The 23,810-nt window shown below is 72.7% G+C and carries 17 protein-coding genes and 1 pseudogene; 6 read left to right on the forward strand and 12 right to left on the reverse strand.

Annotation, left to right across the window (positions count from 1 at the left end):
• Positions 1-3: 3 nt before the first annotated feature.
• Positions 4-696: an MgtC/SapB family protein gene (locus tag ACNFOC_RS11745; RefSeq protein ID WP_416959038.1), complete on the forward strand. Its 693-nt coding sequence runs from the start codon at positions 4-6 to the stop codon at positions 694-696.
• Between the two features lie 38 nt (positions 697-734).
• Here ACNFOC_RS11745 and ACNFOC_RS11750 read toward each other — a convergent pair whose 3' ends face one another.
• Positions 735-1,142, reverse strand: a complete 408-nt coding sequence (locus ACNFOC_RS11750; RefSeq protein ID WP_416959040.1) for an ArsR/SmtB family transcription factor — start codon at positions 1,140-1,142, stop codon at positions 735-737.
• 65 nt (positions 1,143-1,207) lie between these two features.
• Between ACNFOC_RS11750 and ACNFOC_RS11755 the strand changes: the two genes are divergently transcribed.
• The 5 genes from ACNFOC_RS11755 (at position 1,208) to ACNFOC_RS11775 (ending at position 5,608) form a co-directional block, all read left to right on the forward strand.
• Positions 1,208-2,233 carry a magnesium and cobalt transport protein CorA gene (locus tag ACNFOC_RS11755; RefSeq protein ID WP_416959041.1) on the forward strand — a complete coding sequence of 342 codons (1,026 nt, stop codon included), beginning with the start codon at positions 1,208-1,210 and terminating at the stop codon, positions 2,231-2,233.
• A 66-nt stretch (positions 2,234-2,299) separates the two neighbouring features.
• Complete coding sequence (locus ACNFOC_RS11760; RefSeq protein ID WP_416959042.1) at positions 2,300-3,397, forward strand: magnesium and cobalt transport protein CorA; 1,098 nt, start codon at positions 2,300-2,302, stop codon at positions 3,395-3,397.
• Between the two features lie 84 nt (positions 3,398-3,481).
• The gene (locus ACNFOC_RS11765; protein ID WP_416959044.1) at positions 3,482-3,817 is read left to right on the forward strand and encodes an ArsR/SmtB family transcription factor; all 336 of its coding nucleotides are present in this window, start codon (positions 3,482-3,484) and stop codon (positions 3,815-3,817) included.
• Positions 3,817-4,527, forward strand: a complete 711-nt coding sequence (locus tag ACNFOC_RS11770) for a cation efflux transmembrane domain-containing protein (RefSeq protein WP_521985081.1) — start codon at positions 3,817-3,819, stop codon at positions 4,525-4,527. Before ACNFOC_RS11765 ends, ACNFOC_RS11770 begins: the two co-directional genes overlap by 1 nt.
• 427 nt (positions 4,528-4,954) lie before the next feature.
• On the forward strand, positions 4,955-5,608 hold the full coding sequence (locus tag ACNFOC_RS11775; RefSeq protein ID WP_416959047.1) for a tetratricopeptide repeat protein: 654 nt from the start codon (positions 4,955-4,957) through the stop codon (positions 5,606-5,608).
• Between the two features lie 20 nt (positions 5,609-5,628).
• Here ACNFOC_RS11775 and ACNFOC_RS11780 read toward each other — a convergent pair whose 3' ends face one another.
• The 11 genes and pseudogenes from ACNFOC_RS11780 to ACNFOC_RS11830 form a co-directional block, all read right to left on the reverse strand.
• Positions 5,629-5,901 (reverse strand): hypothetical protein, encoded by a 273-nt coding sequence (locus tag ACNFOC_RS11780; RefSeq protein ID WP_398855050.1) that lies wholly within the window; start codon positions 5,899-5,901, stop codon positions 5,629-5,631.
• A 164-nt stretch (positions 5,902-6,065) separates the two neighbouring features.
• The gene (locus ACNFOC_RS11785) at positions 6,066-6,959 is read right to left on the reverse strand and encodes a hypothetical protein (protein ID WP_416959048.1); all 894 of its coding nucleotides are present in this window, start codon (positions 6,957-6,959) and stop codon (positions 6,066-6,068) included.
• Positions 6,956-7,672, reverse strand: a complete 717-nt coding sequence (locus ACNFOC_RS11790; protein WP_416959049.1) for a ParA family protein — start codon at positions 7,670-7,672, stop codon at positions 6,956-6,958. The genes ACNFOC_RS11785 and ACNFOC_RS11790 overlap by 4 nt, the downstream gene beginning before the upstream one ends.
• A 194-nt stretch (positions 7,673-7,866) precedes the next feature.
• Positions 7,867-8,436, reverse strand: coding sequence for a helix-turn-helix domain containing protein (locus tag ACNFOC_RS11795; RefSeq protein ID WP_416959050.1), 570 nt, complete (start codon positions 8,434-8,436; stop codon positions 7,867-7,869).
• On the reverse strand, positions 8,433-9,911 hold the full coding sequence (locus ACNFOC_RS11800) for a transcriptional regulator (RefSeq protein ID WP_416959051.1): 1,479 nt from the start codon (positions 9,909-9,911) through the stop codon (positions 8,433-8,435). Before ACNFOC_RS11800 ends, ACNFOC_RS11795 begins: the two co-directional genes overlap by 4 nt.
• Positions 9,912-10,551: 640 nt before the next feature.
• Positions 10,552-12,444, reverse strand: coding sequence for a hypothetical protein (locus tag ACNFOC_RS11805; protein WP_416959052.1), 1,893 nt, complete (start codon positions 12,442-12,444; stop codon positions 10,552-10,554).
• Entirely contained in the window at positions 12,441-16,013 is a 3,573-nt protein-coding gene (locus ACNFOC_RS11810; RefSeq protein ID WP_416959053.1) for a vWA domain-containing protein, read from the reverse strand. Before ACNFOC_RS11810 ends, ACNFOC_RS11805 begins: the two co-directional genes overlap by 4 nt.
• Positions 16,010-17,170 (reverse strand): annotated as a pseudogene (locus ACNFOC_RS11815) (ATP-binding protein). Before ACNFOC_RS11815 ends, ACNFOC_RS11810 begins: the two are co-directional and overlap by 4 nt.
• Positions 17,171-17,315: 145 nt before the next feature.
• Positions 17,316-22,208, reverse strand: a complete 4,893-nt coding sequence (locus ACNFOC_RS11820; protein ID WP_416959054.1) for a DNA-binding protein — start codon at positions 22,206-22,208, stop codon at positions 17,316-17,318.
• Complete coding sequence (locus ACNFOC_RS11825; protein WP_416959055.1) at positions 22,205-23,071, reverse strand: DUF4132 domain-containing protein; 867 nt, start codon at positions 23,069-23,071, stop codon at positions 22,205-22,207. Before ACNFOC_RS11825 ends, ACNFOC_RS11820 begins: the two co-directional genes overlap by 4 nt.
• 255 nt (positions 23,072-23,326) lie before the next feature.
• Positions 23,327-23,810: SpoIIE family protein phosphatase (locus ACNFOC_RS11830; protein WP_416959056.1), on the reverse strand; the 484-nt coding region annotated here is incomplete at its 5' end.

Below are 23,810 nucleotides of genomic sequence, written 5' to 3' on the forward strand. Positions count from 1 at the left end.
CCGATGAACACGCTGCACTTCGCCACCGGCCTCGGCGCCGGGTTGTCCTCAGGCGCGCTCATCGGCATCGAGCGGCAGTGGCGCCAGCGGATGGCCGGTCTGCGCACTCACACGCTCGTCGCGACCGGCTCGGCGCTCTTCGTGCTGCTGTCCAGCTCCTTCGGTACCGGCGACCCCAGCCGGGTGGCCGCCCAGGTGGTCTCCGGCATCGGCTTCCTCGGCGCGGGCGTCATCATGCGCGACGGAGTGAACGTCTCCGGCATCAACACGGCGGCCACGCTGTGGTGTTCGGCCGCCGTGGGTTCGCTCGCCGGGGCTGGACTGCCCGGTTACGTACTCGCCGGGGCGGCCGCGATCGTCGCCGTCAACACCGCAGTACGTGGGCTCGCCCAGCGCCTGGACCGCCAGCCCGGCTCAGGCGACGAGGTGCCGACCCCGTACTGCGTGGAGGCCGTGGTGTCGGCCCGCGACGAGGCCCACGTCCGCACTCTGCTCGTGCAGGCTCTGCTGGCGGCCAGTTCCGCCAGCCGCCTGCACGCGGTCGCCTCCACCAGTGACGGCGACGACGGCCAGGTCCTGATACGTGCCGAGATCACGTCCGTCGGCGCCGACAGCACGCCGGTGGAGAGCGCGGTCGCCCGCATCAGCATGGAACCGGCCGTCGTCTCCGCCCTGTGGCGGCAAACGGCCGTATGACGACAGGGAGTTCAGTGCTCGACATGACGACAGGGAGCTCAGTGCTCGATGACCGGACGGCGCCGGGCCCGTGCCGCGGCCGGGCGTTCCTGTGCGACGGCCGCGGGCACCTCGCCCGCCTCCGCCGCGTCGTCGGGAGCTCCGGCGGCGTCACCCGCCAGCACCGCGCTCTCCAACAGCGCCCGCGCCTGCCGTCCGGCGGCCCGGTAGTAGATCCGCGTGCCCTCGCGCCGGGAGGTGACCAGCCCGGCCGCGCGCAGCCTCGCCAGGTGCTGGGAGGTGGCCGCGACGTGCGCGTCGATCAGCTCCGCCAGTCGGCTGACCGGCAGTTCCTGCTCGCTCAGCGCCCACAGCAGCCGGTACCTGGACGGGTCGGCCACGGCCTTCAGCACGGCCACCGCCTGCTCGGTCGCACCCGCGTCCCAGGCTCCTCCTTGCGTATCCATGCAACTATGGTACCCGTGGCACGCGCCGCCGGGCCGCGCCTGCCACGAGGGGTCGGAGGACAGCCATGACGGCCGAGAGCACTTCGCGACAGCCCGTCCCCGTCGTCGACTGCGCCCTGTACGAGTACGGCCGCCGCCGGCCAGGGCACCTGCCGCTCGACGAGGCGCTGAGCGCCGCCCGCACCACTCCCGGCGGGTTCGTCTGGATCGGTCTGCACGCGCCGGACGCCGACCAACTCCAGGTGGTGGCACGCGCCTTCGGCCTGCACCCCCTCGCCGTCGAGGACGCCCTGGAAGCCCACCAGCGCCCCAAGCTGGAGCGCTACGACGACACCCTCTTCCTCGTCCTGCGCACCGCCGTCTACCTGGAACACGACGTACTGACCCCCACCAGCGACATCGTCGGCACCGGCGAGATCATGGCCTTCGCCGGCCGCGACTTCATCGTCGTCGTCCGCCACGACCCCGCCCAGCACCTCGGTCCTGTGCGCCGCCGCCTGGAGGGCGACCCCGAGCGCCTCGCCCACGGACCCGCCGCCGTCCTGCACGCGATCGCGGACACGGTCGTCGACCAGTACCTCGATGTCGTCACCGCCCTGGAGACCGACGCCGAGCAGGTCGAGAACGACGCCTTCTCCCCGGCCGTCGGACACGACGTCGGCCGCGTCTACCAGCTCAAACGCGAACTCCTCGAAATCCGGCGCACCGTCGCCCCGCTGGCCCAGCCGCTGCGCGCCCTAGCCGAACGCCGCGTCCCCGGAGTGGACCGGGAAATGGCCGCCTACTTCCGCGACGTCGCCGACCACCTCGCCCAGGCCGCCGAACGTGTCGGAGTCCTGACCGAACTCGTCGACAACGCCCTGTCCATGGCCCTCGCCCAGACCAGCGTCCAACAGAACCACGACATGCGCCGCATCAGCGCCGCCGCCGCGCTCATCGCCGTACCGGTCGCCGTGGCCGGTGTGTACGGCATGAACTTCGACCACATGCCGGAACTGCGCCAGCACTTCGGCTACCCGGCGATGCTCATCTCCACCGCGGTCCTCGTCACCGTCGTCTACCTGGTCTTCCGCCGCAAGCACTGGCTCTGACGCCCGTCCTACGGTTGTTTGGCACACTGTCCGGATCCGAACCCGTTGGATGGAGAAGAGTCCCGAATGTCGATGGTCGGCAACCTGCGCAAAGTCGCGGACCTGGCGCGACGCAGCCGACGCCGCGTGGACCTCAGCCACCCGGCCCGCTCACCGCTCGGCTCGACGGTGGTCAACTGCGTCGTCTACCGCGACGGCATCCGCCGGCCCGGCACGGACACCGTGGAGGAGGCCGTCCGGCAAACCCGCAAGCACCGGGGCGGCTTCGTGTGGCTGGGCCTGCACGAACCCGGCGAGGAGGAGTTCGCCGGGGTCGCCGAGTTGTTCGGCCTGCACCCGCTCGCCGTCGAGGACGCCGTCCAGGCCCACCAGCGGCCCAAGGTCGAGCAGTACGACGACGTCCTGTTCGCCGTCTTCAAGACGGTGACGTATGTCGAGCACGCCGAACTGACCGCGACCAGCGAAGTGGTGAACACCGGCGAGATCATGGTCTTCACCGGCCCCGACTTCGTCGTCACCGTCCGCCACGGCCGCCACGGCTCCCTCGGCCCGCTGCGGGAGGACCTGGAGGCGGACCCGCAACAGCTGGCCAAGGGACCCTCCGCCGTCCTGCACGCGATCGCCGACCATGTCGTCGACGACTACGTCACGGTCGCCGACGCCGTCCAGAACGACATCGACCAGGTCGAGACCGACGTCTTCTCCCCGGACACTGCCCGAAACGCCGACGCCAGCCGCATCTACCAGCTCAAGCGCGAACTCCTGGAGCTGAAGCGGGCCGTGGTGCCCCTCGCCCGCCCTCTCGACCGGCTCGCCACCGAGCCCAGGAGCTGCATCGACAAGGAGATACAGGCGTACTTCCGGGACGTCGCCGACCATCTCACCCGTGTCACCGAACAGATCACCGCTTTCGACGCCCTCCTCGACTCCATCCTCCAGGCCCACCTCGCGCAGGTCGCCATCGCCCAGAACGACGACGCCCGCAAGATCACCGCCTGGGCGGCGATCATCGCCGTCCCCACCATGGTGTGCGGCGTCTACGGCATGAACTTCGACCACATGCCCGAACTGCGCTGGCGCTTCGGCTACCCCCTAGTCCTCGGCGTCATCGCCACCGCCTGCCTCCTCCTCCACCGAGGCTTCAAACGCAACGGCTGGCTGTAGCCCACAACCATCGGACCACTGGGCCACCGAGGGCCATCACGATCCATGACTTCCTGAATTCAGGATTCCGTGTACTGTCGTGGTGTGCTGACAGTTGCCTCCGAGATCGAAGTCCTGGCCCGGTTCGGGCGGGCCCTCGCCGACCCGATCCGCTGCCACATCCTGCTCGCCCTGCGCACAGCCCCTGCCTACCCCGCCGACCTAGCCGAAGCACTCGGCGTCTCCCGCACCCGGCTGTCCAACCACCTCGCCTGCCTGCGCGACTGCGGCCTGGTCGTCACCGTGCCCGACGGCCGCCGCACCCGCTACGAGCTCGCCGACGATCGCCTCGGTCACGCGCTCGACGACCTGCGCACCGCTGTGGTCGCCGTCGAGACCGACCGCACGTGCGTCGAGGCCGACGAAAAGGGATGCTGCTGATGACCGCAATATCCCTCGGCCCCGCCCCGGCCCGCCGGGACGCGCTCGCCCGCCGGATACGCCTGCTGGTCGCCGCGACCATCACCTACAACGTCATCGAGGCAGTCGTCGCGATCACCGCGGGGACGATCGCCTCCTCCACCGCACTGATCGGCTTCGGCCTGGACTCCGTGGTCGAGGTCTCCTCCGCCACCGCGGTCGCCTGGCAGTTCTCCGCCCGCGAGCACGCCGTACGCGAAGCACGCGAGAAGACCACCCTGCGCATCATCTCCCTCTCCTTCTTCGCCCTCGCCGCCTACGTCACCGCCGACGCCGTACGCTCGCTGACCGGCACCGGAGAGGCGGAGCGCTCCATCCCCGGCATCGCGCTCGCCGCACTCTCCCTAGCGGTCATGCCGTTCCTGTCCGCCGCCCAACGCCGCGCGGGCCGCGAACTGGGCTCCGCCAGCGCGGTCGCCGACTCCAAACAGACCCTGCTCTGCACCTACCTCTCGGCCATACTCCTCGTCGGCCTCGTCCTCAACGCCACCCTCGGCTGGTCCTGGGCCGACCCAATCGCCGCCCTCGTCATTGCCGCCGTCGCTGTCAAGGAGGGACGCGACGCTTGGCAGGGGAAGGGTTGTTGCGCGCCCTCGGTTGCGGCTGCGCCCGCCGCCGATGCCGAGGTGGGCGACGCGTGCGGCTGCCGACCCGGTTGCGCCTGTTGCTGAGCGTCTCTGGACGCCAAGTGGGTCGGCCGTCGAGAGTCGAGCTGATGCAGACGGCTCCTCTGAAGCCGATCGGTTCGTACCGGCGATCGCCGATTGGCGCGCGATAGTCGCAGCTTGAAGTGTCTTATCGGGAAGGGGAGTTGAGGCGAGTCCGGCTGGGCGGACGATCCGTCACGGTGGGCCTGAACGCAACCAGGCGAACCTGTTCAGCCACACCACAAGCCGGCCGTCAGCTTCTCACAGGCCGGTGACGGGCTGCCCGGTAAGTGCTTGGGCGATCTGCCAGAGCTGTCCACCGCGAGGCGCCTGACGGCTAGCCGACAGGCGCCGCCACCGCGTCCCGCTCTCTCTGCCGGGCGACGAGTTGTCTGCTCAGGTACCGCAGAGCACGGCTGGACAGATCGATTGCCGAAGAGCAGACGAGCACGTGAAGCTTCCGGCAGGCACAGGTAAGGCACTCAACGGGAAGGGCTCTGCCCTGCACGACTCCGGGAAACCTGCAGAGGCGTTGCTGGCCCACCAGGAGGCTCTCGCCATCCAGCGAACTGTAGGGGATCTGCGCGAACAGGCCGCGGTGCTGAACAACCTTTCCCTGGACCATCAGGACCTGGAGAACTACGCAGAGGCGTGTGCAACAGCAGAGGAGGCCGCCTCCCTCTTTCAACGTCTCGGCGACCCCACGAATGAAGCGAATGCCCTGTGCGCGGCGGCTTTCGCGCTGCAAGCCTCGGGACGGCCTGAGGCGGCACAGGCTGCTTGCCAACGCGCCGTCGAGGCCAGCCGTGCGGCGGGGAGCCCCCTCGTTGAGGCGGCGATTCTCATGACCTGTACTCAGCTGGACGACCTCACACCACAGCAACAGATCGCCTACTTCTTGCAGGCAGAAGCGGCCTGCAAGCAAGCCAACGCCCGCGACCTCCACGCCCATGCGTTGCGCGGTATCGGCATGGCATTGACCACGTCGGGTGACAGAGACCGGGCCGTCACGTACTTCGTTCGCGCGGAGCGCATGTTCGAAGACCTCGGCCTCATGGAGGAGGCAGGGCAAATTGGCGACCTGCTCGCGGCTCTCCAAACCTAACCATTGGTCTGGAACCCTGCTCATGGTGCCTCTGCCTGGGGCGAGGTGAGGTCGGGTGGGTAGCCCTTGGCACGGAGCCAGGTGTCGAGGGCCAGGGCGACGATGTCGCCGTGGGGAACGTCGTGGTCGGCGTTGTAGCGGCGGATGCGTCGCTGGAGTTGCAGGATGTCGGGGACGGCGTAGTTGAGCTGTCCGCGTTTGATGTTGCGGTTGCCGATGACCGCGAAAGTGTCTGGATGAGGGGTGAGCGGATCGTCGGTGGGCTCGGACTGGGCTTCGAGTGTGTCGGCCATGTCGCGTAGCCGACGGGCGTGGTGGGAGAGGTCGGGCACGAAGGCTGCTCCGATCGGTCTGGCTAGGCGGCTAGTTAGCCGCCTATTGGGCTATTGGAATAGTCGGCGGAAGGGGCGGCCGCGCACTCAGCGAGCTGGCGGCCGCCCCTGTACCGTGCGGCGTGTCAGAAGCCGCGGGTGGTGAGCCATTCGTCCAGTGCAACCGAGACGATGTCGCCCATGGGCAGGTGATCGAGCTCGTTGTCCAGCGCGAAGCGCTTGATGCGCCTTTTCAGCTTCAGCGCGGCGGGGACCGAGGAGTCGAGGCTCTCGCGCGCGATGATGCGCTGATTGAGGACGACCGCCGCTTCCGGGATGTCCTTCGGGCGCCCCGACCCGTGCTCCCAAGAACTCCCGTTACTGGGCGCCGTATCCGAACTGGCTTGCTGCTCGTACTGAGGATTCGCTACGCCAGCACTCACAGGGAACGCCGCGGCTCCCGTAACAGGGAGAACTGTCGAGTGAATCGCCACCTCAGCGGTGTGCGCCACACCCGGAGCAGCTCCCGTGTCTTGAGACGCCGCGTGCTGCGAGACGTGCTCGGCCAATGGCGTGGGCTGAGCCGCAGGTGCTGAAGGCTGTGCAGCCGGGGCCACGGTCTGCCCAAGCGCCTGCCCCTCCACCGATGCCACAGGAGATTCTGTTCCGGCCTCGGAGGCGACGACGGCTGGGCGGGTTGGCTGACTGGCAGCCGGGTCCTGCAACGGGCTGCCCGGCGCGGCCTCGACGCGCGGGTGGGCGGGCGGTGCCGCGGGCCTCTGCGCCACCTCAGCCACAATCTCGGTCGGGTCCTGCGTCGATACCCCGATGGGAACGCTGGATACAGCCGGCTGAACCTGCGGCTCCCTGGCAGCGGGACGGCCTTCGCCTCGTGCGGCGGCCTGTTCGGTGGCGAACTGCTCCGGGGTGAGCTCGGCGGCCGGCGGAGGCGGCGGCGGGGTCGTCTTCTTGGCTCCGCCCAGAGCACGACCGCTGGTGCGGCGGGCCGGAGGCTTTGGCCTCTCGTTCTTCTCGCTCATGCCTGGGTCAGCTCCTTCATCAGGTTGGCGTACTCGCTCAGTTCGGTGGGGATCTCGCCGAAGGCCTCCATGTAGTGGACCCAGGAGTGGATGACGGTCTCGGCGAGCGGGAATGGCTCGTCGCGGTCTGGGCCGATGCCCTCGCCCCGGGCGGGGTCGAGGAGCTGATCCCTCGCCCGGCTGGGCAGGCTGGTGCGGTCGTCGGCCTTGACCATCACGACGTGGGCGGTGACCCCGCGGGTGTTGCGGGCGGCGGCGCGTTCGGCCTCGTCGAAGGTGGCGACGAGCTTGCGGCGTTCGATCTTGGTGGGTGCGACCGGCACGAGCAGCAGGTTGGCCTCGGTGACAGCCTCGTGGAAGATGCGGGCGCTGCCGCCGCCTGCGTCGACCACGATCGCGCCGAACTCGGTGCGCTTGGTACGGATGTGCTCGGCGATGTCGTCGAACGGGTACCGCTCGACGACCAGGTTGGCGGGGATTTCGAAGCCCGCTGCCTGGGCGACCTTGAACCAGTCGTAGGCGGACTGGCTGGTCGCGTCGGCGTCCAGGAGCAGGGTGGGCAGGTCGAGGACGACGGCGTAGTAGAGGGCGATGAACCAGGCGGAAGTGGTTTTGCCGGTGCCGCCCTTGAGCATGCCGACGACGATGACGAACGCCTCCCAGGCGCTCGCCGCGGCTGCGGCCAGGGTCTTGTGACGAGTGTTCTCACTCACGTGTACTTGATCTCCTTGAATACAACGGGCTTTGATCCGGGGGGAGTTGTCGCTGGCATCGACACATGGCTCGTGCGCTGCGAGCAGGGGAGTCGGGGGCGCTCTGGGAGTGGAGCTCCGGTGCGGTTGGTGGACGGGCGGGCCCTGGGGACGACTCGTTGCGCCGGGATGATGCGTCAGGTGTGGCGCGTCCATCACCGCGCCCCTGTCTGTCCCGCGGGACCATGGCGGTGTTGGGGCCGCATGGGGGTGTCCGCCTGGTGCAGGAGCCGGTAGACCATGGCGGTGGAGAAGTTGAACTCCTTGGCGAGCGCGGGCACGGTGGCATCGGCTTCGTAGCGCGCCCGCAGAGACAGAGCGAGTTCCCGCCGCCTGACGGCACCCGCCGCGGAACGGATCCGCACCGTCTGCTGCGTGGTGCGCACCGTGCCGCCGGCCTCGACGAGCAGACGCCGGGCAACGACCCTCGACTCGCCTGCCGCTGCTGCGAGTTCGGTAAGGGTCGCGCCGTGCTTTTCGTAGAGGGTGCGCAGATGGACTGCGAGACGCCGGCGCGCTTCGGGGTCTGCTCGCATCCGGCGGGTCTGCCACGAGGTGCGCATCACGGTCCCGGCCTCGTGCAGCCGATTGAGAAGCGTGCCGTACGACAGGCCGCTGGCAGCCATGAGTTCCTCGACCGTGGAACCGGACTCGTACTGTTGCCGCAGGGACTGAGGGGTCGGCGGTTTGCCGCCGGAGGCCGGGTTTGGGGGGTGTGGGTTCATGCTGCGGACTCCCATTCGCTGAGGGCTTCGGCATGGGCGGTGGCCAGCTCGTCGTAACTGCGCTGGTCGGCTGGGGTGATGAGGATTAGGCGGCCGTCGGTGGCGACCCGCCAGCCGGGAGCAGCACGGCCGGTGACCGGATCGAAGACACGCCCGTCGGCGGTGTGCCACGCGAGCGGGATTTCGTCGGGGCGTGGCGCGGGCACCACGAGCTGGCGGCCGTCTTCGCGGACAATCACCACGGCCTTGCTGCGGTGCTCCGTGAGCCGGTCCAACGCCTCCCGGTAGGCAGTGCGTTGGGCTGCGTGCAGGGCCTTTCGCTGAGCTGCACCGCCCGACGTACCGAGCCCCGCGGCAACTGCGGCCCAGCCCTGTGCCGGCACGGGGGTGATGCCGGTGACAGGGCCCGCCAGGCGAGTGCCGATGCCCTCCAGAGCGCGTGGTGCGAGGGCCCAGGTCTCCCTGGCGCGGTGCACAAGACCGTGCTCGGCAAGGCGCCGAAGGGACCGGTAGGCGGTGGCGCGAGAGACCGAGGAGGTACCGACGAGCTCAGCAGCTGTCTGGTGGGGGCGCTGGCACAGAGCACTGATGATCATGAGAGTGGCGCTGCCGAGGCCGCGGTGGGCGAAGGCGTCGTGGCTCATCAGCCGGCCGAGGACGGTGGAGTCGATGTCGGCCGTTGTGGCCGTCTCAGGGGTGGGCCACTCCTCAAGTGCCGGGTCGGGGGGGTACTGAGTGGTCCGGAAACGAGACGGCGGCGCGTTGAAGTACCAGGTGGAGCCCTCCCGGCCATGACCGACTCGCAGCCGGTGCAGCCAGCCCTGTGGCTTGAGGACACTTTCGTAGACGGCCCGCAATGTCGTGCGGGAGATGCCGGCTTCTTCGGCGGTCTGCCGTTCGCTGGCGTGGTGCAGGAGGCCGCCCGCGGTCTCGGCGAAGTTCAGGTGCGCCCGCAGGACCCGCAGGGCGGTGCGTCCCCGCTCTCCGTGCCAGGGCGTCGTCTCGATACGGTCGCGCAGTGCGGCGAGAACCTCGTACGCGTCGTGCCGGGAGTCCAGCGCCCGGGTGGTGCTGACCGCTTCCGAGGCGCTGGCCCACACCCGGCGGATGTAGTCCAGGGCACGCGACTGCCCGGAGCGCAGTGCGATGTTGCGGGCGTGCCTGCCGCCCTCATGGTCCGGGTGCAGCAGGAGCTGCGTCAGATGGTCGACGGTGCCGCCGATACGGGCCACGTGGCAGGCGATGGCCGCGGTGATCCGGTGCCCGTGCTCGGCCGCGCCCTGGCGATCGGTGCGCAGGACCAGGCTTCGGCCGTCTGAGGCGAGCCTGCTGTAACTGCCTGTGGCGTAGCGGCCGGTGAGGTCCCCGAGGAGGACGAGATCGGCTGCCGCCGAGGGCAGGTGAGAGAGGCCCGAGGGGTCGGACGGGTGAGAGTGCCGCTGCTGGAGGTTCGTGTGGTGGGTGCTGTGTCGCACGGTGGGGTCGTCTCGCAAAGACGTGGACGCCACCCAGGCCCGCTAAAACCACGGGTGGTGTCCGGGACCGACCTCCAATCGGTGCCAGTGAATGCCTCCAGGGTTGCCGTCCTGGAAGCATTCGTATGCGTGGCCCCGAGCGGAGGCAGGCGTCCCCATCGCAGCTCGACCGAGGTCGAGTCAGAGCACCGCCAGAGCCGCACACTCGTGATCCACATCGGCCAACTCGAGCCCCTCAGAGGCTAGTTGCAGAGGTCGCTGCCTCTGACTGCCTCTGAGCGACCCGGGTCGAACCGGGGTCGAATCAGAGCGGTTTCCTCTGACTGCCTCCGCTCGCCTCTGCAACCCGTCCTAGCAGGTCACAGCCTCATCGCCCCCACACAAGCGCAGGTCAGAAAGATGCGCTAGCTGTACCACTGGTTCCTGGCGAAGGCGGTGGTGTGCGGCATCGTTGCGGCTCCCGTCGTTGGGTGATGGCGACATCGTCCGGAAGGGCGTCACGGGGGCGCAACACTGCTTCCGCCTCACGGAAGGGCCCGGACGACATGGTCCGACGGGACCGGTCCAGTTCGCTGCCCGGCACTCGAACCCGCACGCTGAGCCCAAGGCCCGTACGCGCACGCGCCGGCGGCCGTCGTGGTCAGGTCGTCCCCGTCGGCCGCCAAGTGGACCGGACCAACTCCCGTTCGGTGCCGGCCAGGTAGACGGCGGCGGCGAGCCAGGCGCGGGCGTACCCGTCCGGGTCGGCCTCCTCGGTGCGGCCGAAGACATCGCGGCCGCGCCGGTCCGCCTCCGCGGCGAGGGCGCGCGACAGGTCCGCGGCGGTGCGGAAACCCGCCTGGCGCAGCGCCGCCGCGGCCCCGGCCCGGTCGCCGTCGCGCGCGGGCTCGGCGGCGGCCCTGCGACCGCCGGACACGGCGACCTCGACCGACCGCCGCAGCCGCCACAACGGCGCCTGGGCCACCGGGTCCGGCGGGACTTGGGGGAGCGCGGGCAGCTCCGGCAGGGCGTCGGCGGGTGGCAGGTGGATGCCTTCGAGGCGGTCGTAGCCCAGATCGGCGTGGCCCAGCCACTCGGCCGGCAGCCGCAGGGTCGCCGTACCCTCGTCCGGCAGCGGGCCGACGGCCAGGGGCCGCAGGGTGACCGCGCGATCGGGGTCGAGGCGGCCGACGACGCGCAGCCGCAGCCCGGGGCGGGACGCCAGTCGGCGGAGGTTGGTGGTGTGGGCGAGGTCGGGGTGGCCGTGGGACGGCAGCAGGCGGATCAGGAGTCCGTCCGGGTCCGCCCGGCCGGACACCAACTCCCGTGCGAGCACGTGCTGTTCGACCACTCCGACGATGACCAGATCGCAGCCGATCAGCTCACCGTCCGTCCGCTCGGCCCGCGCTGGGTCGCCCGCCGGAGCGTTCCCGAGCCGGGCCGTGACGGCCTCGGAGAGGGGGCGGGTGAACAGGGCGGCCATCGGCCCCGATGTCCAGGACAGGCCCGCGACCGGCGTCGCCCGGACTCCCTTGCCGGCACCGAGACGGCCGTCAGAGGACAGCGTCGCCCCCGAGATGAGCAGCCCGCCACGGGAGAGCTGGGCGTGGTCGAGGCTGCCCGAGCCGAGCGCGACGGTGGCGGTCGCGGCACCGCGCGCACGGGCGGGACCGCCCGGCCGCACGTCCGCCACGGTGAACCAGCGCCCGTCGTCGGAGAGGAGATGCGTGACCACCCCGCCGTACCCGGTGGCGGAGATCACCGGCTCCCGGCACACCCCGTGAACCCGCAGCGCGCCTTCCGGCCGGTAGCCGCGGCGGGCGGTTCCGACCAGTGCCGGGTCCGGATCGGCCGCCGCCAACAGGCCCGTGGTCAGCAGCAGTTCACGCAGATCGGCGACCAGGTCGGCCAGCCGGTGGCCGTCGTGCCGGGACCGGGCGCCCCGCAGTCCACGCACCACGCGCAGCGCCGCCGCCTCGGCGCGGTGCAGTCCGGCGAGGCGCGCGGTGTGCGAGGCACGCAGCACCTCCGCCTGCGCCACCGCACCCGCCGCCGGAACCCCGGCGGCCAGAGCCGCGGCCGCGGCGGCCCACAGAGCGCGCGCGGCGGCCCGTTGCGCGTCCGTGGGACCCGCCTGCGGCGCTGCCGCGGGCACGTCCCGGACGGCATCCGCGCCGGTGACGTCCCGCGTCGGCCGCACCGCCTCCGCGGCGGTACCGGCCGCCTCGGCCGGCGGCGCGTTCGTCTCTACGGCTGTCTCCGCGTCGGCCACCGGACAGGCGCCCAGCACGGCGGCGCGGTGCAGGCACCTCGGGGCCAACAGGCAGCTGCACACGGCCTGTTCGGCGTCCGTGACCGTCCCGGAAGGACCAGGAGTGAGGACGACCTCCGCGTCCTCGCCGCACCGCACCCGGCGCACGGCGCCCTCGACGGTGACGGGCGCGGCCACGTACGTCTCGATCGCGGCGTCCAGCTTCTTGCGCAGGCGGGAGGTCAGGGCCTCCACGGCGGCAGCGGCCACTTCGGGCGCCACCGGGGGCAGTTCGGGGTTCATCGGGACTCTCCGCGAAGGCGTTCGCCCACCCAGCGGGCGAGGGCGAGAGGACTGAGGGCGGCGACGGGCATCCCGGCCGCGACGAGTTGCCGGGCCACCGGCACGGAGTAGCGCGGGGTGCCGGTGTCGTCCAGCGCGGCGCAGCCCATCAGATGCACCCCGGAACTCGCGAGCGCCCGTACCTCGCCCAGGAGCCCGCCCAGCGGGTAGCCCTCCTCGAAGTCGCTCACCACCACCACGAGGGTCCGGCTGGGCACGGTCACCAGGGAACGGGCGTGGGCCAGACCGGCCGCGATGTGGGTGCCACCGCCCACCCGCACCTCCAGCAGCAGGGACAACGGGTCGTCGACCCGGTCCGTCAGGTCGATCACGTCGGTCGAGAACGCCAGGAAGTGCGTGCTGAGCGTGGGTACTCCGCCCAGCACGGCCGCGGTCAACGCCGACCAGACCACGGAGGCCTCCATCGACCCGGACACGTCGACCACCAGGATCAGCCGCCAGTCCGCCTCCTTGCGCGAACGGGTGCTGAACACCGGCCGTTCCGGCACGACCAGGGTGCTGCCGTCGGCCCTCCTGCGGGCGTGCGCCAGGTTCGCCCGCAGGGTGCGCGGCAGGTCGATCCGGCCGCCCGGACGACGGGTCGGGCGCGGGGTGGCCAGACCGGTCAGCGCGGGCCGCACCCGGGTGGCCAACTCCTTGGCCAGTTCGTCGACCAGCCGGCGCACCAGCGGTCGTAGCCGCGCCAGTTGCTGCTCGGGCATCCCGCCCGCCAGCGACAGCACCGACGTCAGCAGATCGACCGAGGGGCGTACGGCCGCGGGGTCGAGTTCGGCCAGGACATCGCCGCGCCCCTGATCGGCGGCGCGGGCGAGGACCTCCTCACGGACCTCCGCGCCGAACAGCGCCTGGAGTTCCTCGGCCCACTCACGCGCGGTCGGGAAGGAGGCGTCCTGTCCGCCGCCGCGCCCGCCGTCCCGGCCCGGGTCCGAGGAGCCCTCGCCGCGACCGGTGCCGTACAGCTCGTCGAGCGCGTGCGCGTAACGGCGGGCGCCTGCCGGCAATCTGTCGCTCTCGCTGCCCAGCAGCAGGCGCCACCGGTCCGTCGGCGGGAGACGCGGTACGCCGTCGGCCGGCTCGGCCGTACCGGACGGGTCCGGCGCCGGCACGGGACGTACGCCGGCCGTCGCGGAGGCCGGCAGGTCAGCGGTCCGGGGCGTCGGCCACAGGGCTTCCACCGCCGTACGGCCGCACTCGTCCGCCGCCGCCCACAGGGCCAGCAGTTCTGGAGAGGCGGCCAGCGTCAGGTCGAGGCGGTCGCCGAGCCGCTCCGTGACCGTGTGCAGCAGCCGGTCGCGGCCCGCCGGGGAGAGCGTGTCGAAGCCGCCGCGCAGAGCGGGCAGCCGCTCCAGGAACGCCTGGTCCGCGAGCGAGTCGACGCGGTCGAGCAGCGGATCGAGCGCGGTCGGCGCCGACTGGAGCAGCGGCGCGGCCCCGGTCAGCAGCCCGGCGAGGCGGCGGGCCAGCGCGTGCCGTGCGTCGGGGCCGGTGGCGGCATCGATCCAGCCGGCGGCCCGGGCACCGAGGGCGTCGGCGCCGTCCAGATCCAGCAGGACCCGGCAGGCCAGGGCGGCCCCCTGGACGAGGGGGGAGCCGGTGTGCGCGAGGCCGCTCAGGGCTTCGTCCATGCGCAGTCCCAGGCGATGCTCACCGGCGCGTGCGGCCAGGGCGACGAGCGCGGCCGCCTCCTCCGGGTCGTCGCTCCCCGCCAGGCCCGGCAGGGACCGTACCGCCGACTCCAGGAGATCGGCGGCGAGTTCGCCCGCCGCCCGGCGGGTTCCGGGCGTGGTGGCGGGCAGATGGCCCCGGCGCAGTGCCTCCAGCAGATCAAGTCCGGTGAGGATCTCGGGGAGCGTCGCGGAGGCGGGCAGCACCTCGGCGGCCTCCGCCAGCCGCTCGGCCACCAGGGCGGGCAGATCGCAGCGGGCGGCGTCCCGGAGCCCCGTCAGGACGAGGGCACAGGTGGGGCCGCCCTCCGCCGACTCCCTGCGGAAGGTCTCCCGCAGCGTTCCCTCGGCCGCCAGCGCGGCGGTCACGCCCCGCACCCCGGCCAGGTCCAGGCGGACCGGCACGGACGGCACCCACGCCGCCCGCCACCGGGTGGTGAGCGCGGCGGCATCGCCCGTACCGGCCACCTCCACGGGCTCGCCGTATCCCACCCCGCACACGTCGAGGCGCCGCAGGAGGATCTCTCGCCGGTGGTCGAGCGCCGAACGGAGCGGGTCCAGGCGCAGCTCACGCCGGGCGGGATCGTCCGGACCGGGCAGCCGCAGGGCGGTGAGTTCGGCCTCGACGGACGGGCCGAGCCCGGAGCGCGGGGTGCCCGGCGCGACCCGGCCGCGCTTGGTACCCACCAGGACCACTTCCAGGGCTCGCGCGAGAGCACGGCCCCGGCCGAGCGGCTCGCCCTGCCCCATGACGGACGTCAGGGCCTCCAGCACCTCGCCCCGGCCCGGCGCGGGGAGCCCGCGCAAACGGGCCAGGTCACCGGCCACGCGCAGCGTCTCCCGGGCCTCGCCCGTCCCGGCGGTGTGCCCGGCCGCGCGCAACTCCCGGCACACCCCGGTGATGGCCCGGGCGGCGGCGTCGTACAGCAGATCGGGATCGCCCGCGGCGCTGAACACCGCTTGCTGCCAGCGGGGATCGCGGATGCCTGCCGGGTAGCCGGACCGGGAGTCCAGCAGATCGAAGGCGTACGGGACGAGGGAGGTGACGACGAGGGAGGGCTCTGCCGGGAGTGCCGAACCGGTCGCCGGTGTCCCGGGCACCCCGGCTCGGTCAGCCTGCTCCGGCTCCCGCTCCCGCCGGTCCGCCCCGTCGGCCAGCGCCGGTGCGTGGAAGGCGCCGACGACTGCCGCGACGCGGCGTCCGCCGGTCGCCGCGAGGGCGATCGTCTCCCGCATATGGGCCTCGCGGGCGAGGTCCACCGCGGGTACGCCGCCCGACGACCCGGAGTCCTGGCGCAGCGCCCAGCCGACGCCCAGGGCGGCCCGGCGGAGCGACTCGGGGGCGCAGCCGGGGGCGAGGACCTCCACGCTCCGGTCCCACAGGTCGTCCCCGGTACGGCCGGTACCGGCGGCGGTGAGCGCGTGCGCGAAGGACGCGGACGCCGGACGGTCGACCGCCTCGGCGTGTGCGTCTTCCTCTGTGTGCCAGCGGGCGTCGGCCATCGGCAGGTCGCAGCAGACGACCTCCGCTCCCCGCTCGCGCGCCCAGCGGACCGCGGCGAGTTCGGGGGAGAAGTCGGCGAACGGGTAGAAGCCGAGCCGCCCGCCCTCGACGGCACCCGCGAGCGCGACCGGCGCCAGCGTGCCGGGCGCGCCGAGGTGGGTCAGCCACGGCTGGAAGTCCGCCGGCAGTTCCACGCACACCACCTCGGCGCCGGCCGCGTCCAGCAGGGCGGGTACGGCGGCGGCGAGCGCCGGGCTGTGGTGCCGTACGCCCAGCAGGTACGGCACCACCGAGTCGGCGAGGGCGTCGAGCGCGGCCCTCGGGTCCTGAGCGAGCGTCACCGAAGGTTCTCCCGCAGGTCCCAGAGCCGGCGCCAGGTCGCCGAACCGTCCTCGGCGCGGCGGCGCACCGGACCGTCCCAGTAGCCCAGGAGGCGTGCGTGGTCGGTGGGGTCGTCCTTGCGGACCACGCCCAGGAGATGGCCGGGCACCAGGTCGAGAGGGTCCCCGGCCGGGAGGTAGGCGGTGGCCACCCCGAGGGAGACGGCCACCTGCACCGCCTCCGCGGTGGACATCACCGTGCCGGGACGCTCCACGTCCCAGCCCTCGGCCGAGCGGCCCGCCCGCAGATCACGGAAGACGGTCACCAGGACATCGAGCACCGCGTCGTCGACGTCGAACGCGGCGCCCGCCCGCTGGACGGCCGCGACAGCCTGTCGTTTCACGAGTGCGGTCTCGGCGTCCACGTCCGCGATCGGATGCACCGTCTCGAAGTTGAAGCGGCGCTTGAGCGCGGCGGACATCTCCGACACACCCCGGTCGCGCAGGTTGGCGGTGGCGATGACGGTGAAGCCGGAGGCCGCGGCGACCTGCGCGTCGTCCGTGCCGGACAGCTCGGGCACGCTCATCCGGCGGTCGGAGAGGATCGACACGAGCGCGTCCTGCACCTCGGGCAGGCAGCGGGTGATCTCCTCGACGCGCGCCACCCGTCCGGAGCGCATCGCGGCGAGCACGGGCGAGTCCACCAGCGCCTGGGGCGTGGGTCCCTGGGCCAGGAGGAGGGCGTAGTTCCAGCCGTAGCGCAGGGCGTCCTCGGTGGTGCCCGCGGTGCCCTGCACGGTCAGCGCGCTGGTGCCGCAGACGGCCGCCGCCAGCAGCTCCGAGAGCATCGACTAGGCCGTGCCCGGCTCACCGACCAGCAGCAGGCCGCGTTCTCCGGCGAGGGTGACCACGCACCGCTCCACCAGGGCGCGTTCACCGACGAACTTGGGGGCTATGACGAGTTCGCGGGGCAGCGACTCGTGCGGCTTGGCGAGCTTGAGCGGTTCACCCGCGCTGCCGCAGACGAAGGCGATGACGGATCGGGGCGTCAGCAGCCAGCCGGGCGGTCGCGGGCCCTCGTCGTGCGCGGCGAGGAAGGCGAGTTCGGTGGCGTGGCGCTCTTCGGCGGGCAGGGTCTGCCGGTGGGGCAGGGCCGTCGCCGTGTCGGTCGGGGTCATGAATGTCCTTGCGGGGTAGGTCTGTTGGTCGTCGATGAGGGGGGGCGCCGGTGATGCCGGGCGCCCCCGGGTAGCAGGCGTCGGTCGAGCCGGGTCGCCTGTACGGCGCGCACCGGTGGTGTCGGGCGCTCCTGCGCCGGGTCCGTCAGCGGCGGCGTCCCCGGCGCACCTTCAGCTCCTCGAACCGGGGCGCGTCACCCTCCTGGACCCGCTGCCAGGCTCTGCGGTACAGGTCCGCGACCGGTTCGGTCGGCACGATCACGCCGAAGAACGTGCGGGCGCCGTCGACGGTGTCGAACAGCGGCAGCTTCCACTGCTCCAGGGGAACGCGCGGGGCCGACTGCTCGGCCCAGCCGCCGGGCAGGAAGAGCGAGCGGCCCGCCCTGGTCCGGGTGGCCTCGACCACGAGGTCGGTGGCGGTCAGTCCGGCGCGGGCCGCCTTGAGCCGGGCCGGCTTCCACCCCGTCCACCGTGCCGTCAGACGGTCGGTCGGGTCGGGCATGGCCAGCAGCATCAGATACAGCGTGGCCGCGTCGTCGCCGAGGCCGTGCTCCTTGGCGACCTCGGCGACCAGGTCGGGCACGGAGCGGCCCGGGTCCTGCGGCCACCAGGTGCCGTCCTTGTCCTGGCCGCCCAGGATCGGCTCTCCGGGGTCGGCGAGGAGGGCCGCGAAACGGGGGTCGCGGACCAGTCGCAGGGCGACCTCGGCCGGGTACGGCTGGTCGTCGACGCGGGTCGCGGGCAGGTAGGGATCCTGGCCGGCCTCGTCGAGCAGGTCGACACGGATGCCCGGGGCCGGCTGGTCGTCGTGGGTGGCCAGGACCACGGCGCCGTAGCGCTCGAATCCCGGACCGGTCTCGGTGGGGGTGCCCGCCGTCTTCCGGAACGCGGGGAGGCTGATGTACTGGCCGAGGTCGAGCATGAGCCCGGGGGCGGCGAGGCGTTGGCGTACGGCGGTCAGTACCGGGGGCAGTGCGGCGCGGATCGGGTCGCCGGCGGGCAGCCGGTGGGCGAGCCACGCGGCGAGGCCGACCGAACCGACCAGGGTCTGCGTGCTGAACCCGGCCGTGTCGTTCCCGGCCGGCCGCACCCGGTCGCCGTTGACCTCCCACCGCAGGTCCCGGCTGAGTTCCGGGGCGCGGGCCGGGTCCAGCAGCGCGGGCAGGGCTTCCCGTACGCTCCACGGCGCGTGCTTGAGGGCGCGGACGGCGTCGCTGAGCAGGTCCTCGGGCAGGGCGGGACGCTTGCCGAGCCTGCTGTTCCACACCGCGGCGCCCGCCGCGACGTCCGGGCCCTCGGTCCACAGCCGCACCGGGTCGGCGGGCAGCAGGGCCGCCACGACCGCGGCGCGGACGGCACTGTCGATGCCGCGCAGTTCGTCCTTGGCGACCGCCGCCGGGGCGACCTTCACCCCGATGACGGTGCGGGTCTCGGTGGTGAGGAAGGCCCGCTCGTAGGCGTCGGCATTCGGCAGTCCGGCGACGACGAGCCGGGCCATGGTCTCCGTGACTCCGGTGAGCCGGGCGAACTCCTCGGCGGCGTCCGGGAACCACGGTGCCGGACCGCGCTCGGCGAGTGCGGTGAGGAAGGCACCGAGCCGGCCCGGGTGCTCGTCCTCGCCCACCGGGTCGCAGGCCACGACCCTGTAGGGCTCCGGAGCGGTGAACCGTCCGGCCGGATCGTGGAACAGACCGGTGAAGTCGCAGCCGTCGTCGCCCGGGGACCCGTGTCCGGTCACGGCGACGAAGGCGCCGTCCGCCAGCGGCAGCAGGCCGTTCCAGGAGCCCTCCCGCCAGGCGCCCGGGGCCGGACGCAGCAGATGAGCGTCCAGACGCAGCGTCACCGAGCGCCAGCGACCGGGCACTTCGGACCGTCCCAGCCCCAACCGGTCGAATCCGGCGAGCAGTTGCCGCAGCGTCTCGCGGTGCTCGTCGGCGGTGGTGCCGGCCGCCGCGCGGTAGGCGAGGGCCGTCGCCCGCCCGAGCAGGGTGCGCAACTCGGGCTGCCCGGTGGGCAGTTCGGGACCGTCGAGGTGGAGCCGGGCACCGGACGTCTCCGGTGCGGCGTCGGCGGCCCGGGTCAGCATCCGCAGGGTGCGGAAGACGCTGTCGGCCTGGTCGTCGCGGTTCCACCAGTAGCCGTTCGACGCACCGAGACCACTCATCGCGTCACGCAGCAGACTGTCCGTCGGACCGGCCGGCCCCTCGTCCTCCACGCCACCGTCCAGGGCGAGGGTGAGCCGGGTCGCCGCGGCGTCCAGGACCGCCTGCTGGGCCGCCGCGTACCGCACGACCCCGGTGATGCCCGCGAGCAGGGCGGGGTGGGTGACGGGCAGCAGCGTGCGGATCGCGGCGGGCAGCGCCTCCGTGTCCCGGCCGGTGGCCGCCGACAGCAGGGCGGCGGCGATGTCCCGGTCGATCTTCCGCAGCCCCGCCGAGCCCTCCGGGTCGCGCGGGGTCAGGCACTCCCAGTACTGCACCGGCGGCAGCAGCAGCGAGCCCTCGCCGAACACGCCCGCCGTACGGTCGGTCTTCGCCCAGGCGGTGACGACACCGTCCGCGTCGACCAGGTCGAGCTGCCAGCCGTTGCGGACGACCGCGGTGGGCCGCTCCGCGCCCGGGAACATCACGAGCGTGTACGGCCGGCCCGGCCCGGAGGGCAGTGTGAGGGTGTGCCCGGCGAGGTCCTCGACCCGCGTGGAGCCGTCGGGGAGTTTCAGCATGCGCAGGCCGACCAGGCCGTCGACGGGCGAACAGGCGGGGGTGACACCGGTCGTGGGGGAGGGGCGCAGCCGGCCGCCGGTGAGCTTGCTGCCGGCGGGGGCGGAGCGCAGCGCGTCGGCGAGGAAGGCGGGCCGGCTCATGCGTCCGCGCTCGCCCGTGGCCGGGTCGTACTCGTACCAGCCGTGCGCCTCCCGGTCCTCGGAATCCGCGTTCCAGACCCAGTGGTTGGAGCCGTCGAAGAGCAGTGGACTCTCCTCGGGCACGGTGGTGTCCCCGGCGTGCAGCACACCGCGTCCGGTGCTCCGGCCGCCCCCGGGCAACGGCAGGGTGATGGCGAAGTCGCCCTTGTACCAGTCCATTTCGGTGCCGCGTGTACCGCGTGGGCCTTCGAGCTTCTCGACGCGGTCGGCACGGGTGTGCCAGTAGCCGCGCAGGCCGTCGTCACGGCTGTTCCAGTAGACGAGGAGTTCGCCGTCGACGTGGTGGAAGCCGGGGTCGCCGTACCGGTTGTCCTTGGGGACGCGCAGGTCGTGGGTGAGCAGGGTGCCCTCGGCGCCGATCACACGGGCCTGGGCGTCGCCTGCCACCACGAGGTGGGGCCAGGCGTCGGCGACGATCAGGTCCTCCACCCGGTCCTTCGGCACGAGGGAGGCCGCCGCGTCCTCCCAGGCGGGCCAGCCCAGTTCGTCGAAGAGGCCGGCACGCAGGGTGCGCGCCAGCACCGGTGCGAGGTCGGTGGCGACCGCCTCGCGTACGTCCGCCTCGGCCAGCGCCAGCGCCTCGGCGGGCAGCCACTTCAACCGGGACAGCGCGTCGGGCAGTCGGGGCAGACCGACCGCGGTGAACCGCTCGACGACCGTACGCACCCAGCGGGCGAGCAGCGGACGGCAGCCGGGCGACCGCGCCAACAGCCGGATGGCCCGCAGGCCTTGGTCGTCATCGCCGAACCGGTCCGCGCCGTTCAGGAAGGCGTCGTGGAACCGGGCGTCGGCGCCCAGGAACACCAGGTCCCGGTGCCCGTCGCCCAGTGCCCACTGTTCGAGCGGCAGAGCGTCATCGCGCTCCGGAGCGGCCACCGGTATGTCCAGGGACAGCAGCAGGTCGATCAGATCGATGTCGTGGGTGACCTTCAACGCGCCGCCGGACGCGGCGAGTTCGGCCCGCAGCCGGTCCGCCGTCCGCTCCACGAGCGGGTACAGCAGCGGCATCCGGGTCGAGCCGCGCCAGGACCTGGCCCGCTCCCGGAACGTCAGAAAGCGCTCCAGCCAGCCCGCCGTGCCGTCCCGAGGACGCTCCTCCTCGGGCAGGGCGGCGTCCCACAGCCCCGCCGTGGCGCCGGAGTCCTCCAGCACCTGGAGCCACAGCGCGGGCATCTCGTCGTCGTGGACCGCGGGGAGCATGTCCAGCAGAGTGCCGCGCACCCGCGGCTCCCGTGCGGCCAGTGCCACCAGCGCGGCACGGTGGCCCTTCCACCAGCCGGCCGCGGCACGCGGTGTGGCCGGCAGTCCGAGCAGCTCGGACAGATACCGCTGCTCGGCGAGGTCGGCGTCCTGGCCGGCGGCGCGGGCCAGCTTGCGCAGGTCTCCCGCCATCTGCGCGGACGGCGGCAGACCACCGGCGGTGCGCCGCAGACACAGCCGGGTGAAACGCCGCAGCGCCTCCTCGGCCGGCACCCGGGCGGCCAGCTCCCTGCCGTAGGAGGACAGCACCTTCACCGGCAGCGCGCCCGCCAGCGCGAACTCCAGGAACACCGCGTCGAGGCGGTCCTCCTCGATGACCAGCCCGTGCTCGGCCTCGGCCTTGCGGGCCCGGGTGAACAACTGGGCCGCGTAGGTGGCGTTCTCCTCGGCGAGGAAGACCCGGCCCGCCTGCTCGTAGAACGTCGGCAGGAAGTGCGGGACGGAGGCCGCCAGCCGCGAACCCAGCTCCAGGTAGGCGTCCAGGGCGGCCTTGGGCCGGGACTTCACCTGCCGGGCCGCCCGCTCCAGGTCCGGTACGACTCCGAGCGCGTGGTGTCCGTCCTCGGGGTGGTGCACCAGCACCCACTCGGGAAAGCCCAGCGACTGACGCGACCCCAGGCCCACCACGACCGGTTCGGCGGCCGGCTCCAGGCCGAGGAAACCGGCGGCCAGATCCTCCGCCGCGCCCAGCTCACCGGCGACCAGCCGCACCACCACCCGGTCGTCGAGCCCCGGGTGCCGGTAGCTGCGCGCCGTCAGCGGCACCGCCCGCTCACCGGCGCCCACCGAGTCCGGCGGCAGCACCGCCCCCGCCGCGAGCATGTCCTCGTACGACACCTGCGTCCCCCCGCTCATGCGTCCTCGCCCTTCTCGATGTCGCGCCCGGCGTACAGCGCCGCCGCCATCCGCATCCCCTCGGACCAGGCCACCGGGCCCACCTCGCGCAGCGGCAGGGCACGGCCGTCCTGGTCCTGCCAGCTGAGGCCACCGGTCTCCACGGTGTCCTCCCAGTACGGCTCCCCGATCCACACGGAGGCCTCGACCGTGCGCCCGCCGTCGCGGACCCGGGCCGTGGAGTAGCCGCCGGAGACGCGGTAACCCAGTGAACTGGCGCGCGCGGCGAGGGCGAAGCGGGAGCGGAACGAGCCGCCGCTGAACTCCCGTACCTCGGTGGCCTTGGCGTCGAACTCCTCGGGGCGCCGCCAGGTCGCCCGGTGGATCTGCTCGACGCGCTGGACGATGCCCAGCTCCGCCGCGAACTCCCGGATGTCGTCGAGGTCCGGCAGCAGGACCGGGTGCGGCAGGGTCACCGTGCGCGGGGACAGCCGTACCGTCTCGCCGTCGAGGTTCACCACCCGCAGTTCCCCGTCCTCGGTGGTGCCCCGGAGGAAGCCGACCTCGTCGGGGTCGTCGCCGACCACGGCCAGGTCGCGCAGGGCCGACTGCCAGGCCTCGTCCGGCCACACGCGGACCAGCAGGCCGGTGGGGACGGGCAGCGACGACACCATCCAGGAGTCGACCTGGGCGACGCACGACGCGGCGTGCCGATCCAGCCATTCGGCGAAGCGCCGCAGCCGGTCCACCTCGGGGTGGTCCTTGAGCGCGCGCGGCAGGGACTTCAACTGCCGCCCCGCTGCCCGGCCCCCGGTGGCACGCGCCGCCACCCGCCCCTCCACCAGGGTGACTTCATACCCGTCACCCGCCGACAGCCAACCCACGATGCCCCCGCCTCCCACATCAACACAGCCCGAAGAAAGCACAGTTCAGCCGGGACGTCCCGGCGTCTGTGCGACGACATGCGGAACGTTAGCGGCGATCACTGACAATCGGCCGGGAAAGCTGTGGACGGGTGGCGACGAGCCGACGTGTAACCGCCGAACGAGCCGCCTGGCCATGCTCGTTCGCCGGAACTGACGGCGGGCCGCCGGGGCGTGGTTCCGAGCGACGGGTTCAGGCCAGTCGCCGGGCCGCCGTCACAGGCGCAGGACGATCAGGGCCGTGTCGTCGGTGTTGCCCTCGGCGGGGAGGAGGTCGGCGAGCAGGGCGTCGGCCAGGGCCTCGGGTTCCGCGTGCCGGTGGTGGGCGAGGGAGCCGGCGAGGCGGGCCAGACCGCGGTCGATGTCCTCCGTACGACGCTCGATCAGTCCGTCGGTGTACAGCACGAGGGTGGCGCCCTCGGCGAAGGGGACGCTCGTCTGCACCCGGCCGACGTGCTCGGGCTGGGCACCCCCTCGTCCAGGTTCTCCAGGGAGAACCGGACTCCGCGCCGGGCGAAGTTGGCGTTGCGCTCGCGCGCCGCGCGCTTCTCGGCGATCTGACGTGCCGTGCGGTCCTCGTCGACGACGAGGAAGTCGGTACTTGCCGGTGAGGAATCCGGCGGCCAGCGCGAAGTACGGCAGCGCCGACAGGCCGTTCCGCGCGGCGACCTCGCTCAGCTCGCCGTGCCGGCCACGGTGA

It is taken from the genome of Streptomyces colwelliae, assembly GCF_048158785.1.
In the GTDB taxonomy this organism is placed as follows: Bacteria; Actinomycetota; Actinomycetes; order Streptomycetales; family Streptomycetaceae; genus Streptomyces.

Coding starts and splice junctions, on each gene's coding strand:
- ACNFOC_RS11745 (WP_416959038.1), top strand. CDS start 4: ATGAACACGCTGCACTTCGCCACCGGCCTCGGCGCCGGGTTGTCCTCA.
- ACNFOC_RS11750 (WP_416959040.1), bottom strand. CDS start 1,142: ATGGATACGCAAGGAGGAGCCTGGGACGCGGGTGCGACCGAGCAGGCG.
- ACNFOC_RS11820 (WP_416959054.1), bottom strand. CDS start 22,208: ATGAGCGGGGGGACGCAGGTGTCGTACGAGGACATGCTCGCGGCGGGG.
- ACNFOC_RS11760 (WP_416959042.1), top strand. CDS start 2,300: ATGTCGATGGTCGGCAACCTGCGCAAAGTCGCGGACCTGGCGCGACGC.
- ACNFOC_RS11785 (WP_416959048.1), bottom strand. CDS start 6,959: ATGAGCGAGAAGAACGAGAGGCCAAAGCCTCCGGCCCGCCGCACCAGC.
- ACNFOC_RS11770 (WP_521985081.1), top strand. CDS start 3,817: ATGACCGCAATATCCCTCGGCCCCGCCCCGGCCCGCCGGGACGCGCTC.
- ACNFOC_RS11805 (WP_416959052.1), bottom strand. CDS start 12,444: ATGAACCCCGAACTGCCCCCGGTGGCGCCCGAAGTGGCCGCTGCCGCC.
- ACNFOC_RS11780 (WP_398855050.1), bottom strand. CDS start 5,901: ATGGCCGACACACTCGAAGCCCAGTCCGAGCCCACCGACGATCCGCTC.
- ACNFOC_RS11755 (WP_416959041.1), top strand. CDS start 1,208: ATGACGGCCGAGAGCACTTCGCGACAGCCCGTCCCCGTCGTCGACTGC.
- ACNFOC_RS11795 (WP_416959050.1), bottom strand. CDS start 8,436: ATGAACCCACACCCCCCAAACCCGGCCTCCGGCGGCAAACCGCCGACC.